The sequence below is a fragment of the Streptomyces hygroscopicus subsp. hygroscopicus genome, from assembly GCF_001553455.1.
GTDB lineage: Bacteria > Actinomycetota > Actinomycetes > Streptomycetales > Streptomycetaceae > Streptomyces > Streptomyces hygroscopicus.
The window spans coordinates 1-2,605 of record NZ_BBOX01000613.1; the positions used below are offsets into that span (position 1 = coordinate 1).

6 protein-coding genes are annotated in these 2,605 nt (G+C 72.6%); 1 reads left to right on the plus strand and 5 read right to left on the minus strand.

Features of this window, described 5'->3' with window-relative positions:
• The coding region (locus AXW62_RS42185; protein ID WP_159061112.1) for a biotin carboxylase N-terminal domain-containing protein at positions 1–118 on the minus strand (118 nt) is incomplete at its 3' end.
• A gap of 344 nt (positions 119–462) precedes the next feature.
• Between AXW62_RS42185 and AXW62_RS39290 the strand changes: the two genes are divergently transcribed.
• The gene (locus AXW62_RS39290) at positions 463–915 is read left to right on the plus strand and encodes a hypothetical protein (protein WP_060948521.1); all 453 of its coding nucleotides are present in this window, start codon (positions 463–465) and stop codon (positions 913–915) included.
• Positions 916–1,233: 318 nt separating this feature from the next.
• Here the strand turns inward: AXW62_RS39290 and AXW62_RS39295 are convergent, their stop codons facing one another.
• From AXW62_RS39295 to AXW62_RS42190, 4 genes are all read right to left on the minus strand, one after another.
• Positions 1,234–1,839, minus strand: coding sequence for a Maf family protein (locus tag AXW62_RS39295; protein WP_030844157.1), 606 nt, complete (start codon positions 1,837–1,839; stop codon positions 1,234–1,236).
• Between the two features lie 143 nt (positions 1,840–1,982).
• The gene (mmpB, locus tag AXW62_RS46870; protein ID WP_258408814.1) at positions 1,983–2,114 is read right to left on the minus strand and encodes a morphogenic membrane protein MmpB; all 132 of its coding nucleotides are present in this window, start codon (positions 2,112–2,114) and stop codon (positions 1,983–1,985) included.
• Between the two features lie 94 nt (positions 2,115–2,208).
• Positions 2,209–2,415: an acyl-CoA carboxylase epsilon subunit gene (locus tag AXW62_RS39300; protein ID WP_030844160.1), complete on the minus strand. Its 207-nt coding sequence runs from the start codon at positions 2,413–2,415 to the stop codon at positions 2,209–2,211.
• A gap of 14 nt (positions 2,416–2,429) precedes the next feature.
• On the minus strand, positions 2,430–2,605 hold a 176-nt coding region (locus AXW62_RS42190; protein ID WP_289306045.1), incomplete at its 5' end, for a carboxyl transferase domain-containing protein.

The window sequence follows — 2,605 nt, forward strand, 5'->3', positions numbered from 1 at the left end:
GCACAGCGTCCCGGTCCGGATCGGCGTAGACGGCAACGCTCGCGATCCCGGCATCCCGGCAGGCACGGGCAACACGGACAGCGATCTCGCCACGGTTGGCGATGAGCACCTTGCGCACGATGGCTCCCTCCTTGAAACAAGCCGAGTTTAGGTACAGGCGACACCTCGCGCCGAGCAGACTCCGGGCGTGAGCTTGACCACACGGAGCGTGAACCTCGCCTTGGGCGAGCGGCCGAATCCCCCGTCGCTCCACGGTACGGCCGGTTTTCAGGGCCGCGGCGCGGTCCGCTGCAGGGGCCGGGCCGCCGGTCCGCCGTGCTGCGGTGCTTCGCGTTTCTTTGTGGAAACCCTACGAACGAGCGGCCGAAACTTTGCCATGGCGTTCAGCTCGGCCGCACCTCTTGTGGCGGCGCTTACCCGTTAGTAGCGTGCTTCGGCACCGACGGAGTGGAGGGCGACGTGGTGGCGCGCAGACCAGTGGCCGCGGTGACGGCCGTGACGCTGATGCTCGAAGCGGTCGGCATAGCGCTGCTGAACTGGATCCTCGGTCTGGTCGTGGACCGTCAGCAGATGTCCATGGGCGGCCTCGACACCGACGCGATGTCCGTCGGCGCCTGGGTCGCGGGCGGCCTCTTCGGTCTCTATCTGCTGGTGTGCGGGGTGGTGGTGCTGCGCACCGCCGTGCGCGACCGCGCCCCCGGCCGCCTGGCCCGCATCCTGCTCATCACCTGCGCGGTGGTGCACGGGCTGGTGGGCGCGTTCGCGGTCGGCCTGGTGGGCTGGCCGGCGTTCGGGTATCTGATGGTGGTGCTGGGGCTGATCGTGCTGACCCTGCTGGGGTACGAGGCGGAGCGGCCCGCCGAGCCGTCGGCCGAGGCGACGGGCGGCGGCCACGACGCCCCGAGCCCGGCGTGAACCAGGGGCCGGGCCGGCCTCCCGCCGTTCCGGCCGTGCCTCGTCTCCGCCGTTCCGGCCGTTCCGGTTGTGCCCAGTCGTTCGCGTCGTCCCGGCCGTTCGCGCCGTTCCGGCCGTTCCTGCCGTAGCTAGTGCCGCGTCAGTCAGGGTTTGCCCCGCTCGCCGCCCTGGCACGCACGCTCGCTGCGTTGGCCGAAAGCCCGAGTAGGCCCGCCCCCAGACTCCGTCCGGGAGGTGCCCCCGCGAGGGCTTCCGGCCGCCTTGCGATCGCACGCACCAGGACGCCTCGCTACCGGGCACACCCTGACTGACGCGGCACTAGTCGTGCCAGAGGTCGGTGATCCGTACGTCCAGCTCGGCCAGCAGCCGGCGGAACAGCGGCAGGGACAGCCCGATCACCGTTCCGGCGTCGCCGTCGATGCCGTCGATGAACGGCGCGGAACGGCCGTCGAGGGTGAACGCGCCCGCCACGTGCAGCGGTTCGCCGCTGGCCACGTACGCCGCGATCTCGTCGTCCGTCGGCTCGCCGAAGCGGACGGTGGTGGAGGCGGTGGCCGAGGTACGGCGGCCGCTCGCCGTGTCGATCACACAGTGTCCGGTGCGCAGCACCCCGGCCCGGCCGCGCATCGACTTCCAGCGGGCGGTGGCCTCCTCGGCGTCCGCCGGTTTGCCGAGCGCCTGACCGTCGAGTTCCAGCACCGAGTCGCAGCCGATGACGAGGGATCCGGCGGCCTCCGGGAGCCCGGCCACGGCGGCGGCCTTGGCCTCCGCCAGCACCCGGGCCAGTTCGGCGGGTGTCCCGGCGCTGAGCGCCTCCTCGTCCACTCCGCTGACGATCACCTTCGGCGCGAACCCGGACTGCCGCAGCAGGCCGAGCCGGGCGGGCGAGGCGGACGCGAGGATGAGGGTGCGCTGCGCAGTCATGCGCACCAGGGTAAGCCGTGCCCGGCCGCGGGAGCTTGGCCCCGGTCCGCCCCGGGCCGGGGCCGTGCGCTGCCGCGCCGCGGCAGGGCCGCGTGCTTCAGGAGCATGTGCGTCAGGGGCGCACGCTCGGGGCCGGGGAGGTTTCAGGGCCACATGCTCAAGAGGCACATCGCGAGCAGCACGGAGACGGCCAGGACCGTGCGGGCGCGGCGGAGCATGGCCTCGGCCCGCCGCAGTTCCTCGGGCGGCTCGTCGGGCGGCTCGGACCACAACATGGAATCGATCCTGGGGCCAGCGACGCCGGGGCGCCTGAGTACGCGTACTCAGGCGCCCCGGCGGGTGCGGCACTGCGCGGGCCCGTCGCGCCGCTCAGGCGGGCCAGTAGGTGGTCCGCCACGCCTTGGGCCCCGGGTGCGGCACCCGGTGGGCGGGGACGGTGCGGGCCGGATCGGACCACTCCTCCGGAGCGTCCTCGCTCTGCGCGGCGGCCGTGGCGGCCGCCGCGCGGGCTCGCACCACCGCCAGTGCGGCGGCCAACTCCTCGGGTGTCGGGTTGCCCCGGACAATTCGGATCATGGAAACACCCTTCGCTAGAGGGGGATGTTGCCGTGCTTCTTCGGGGGCAGGGCCTCGCGCTTGTTCCTCAGGGCCCGCAGACCGCGGACGATGTGGCGGCGGGTCTCGGACGGCATGATCACAGCATCCACATACCCCCGCTCGGCCGCGATATACGGATTGAGCAGGGTGTCCTCGTAGTCCGCGATCA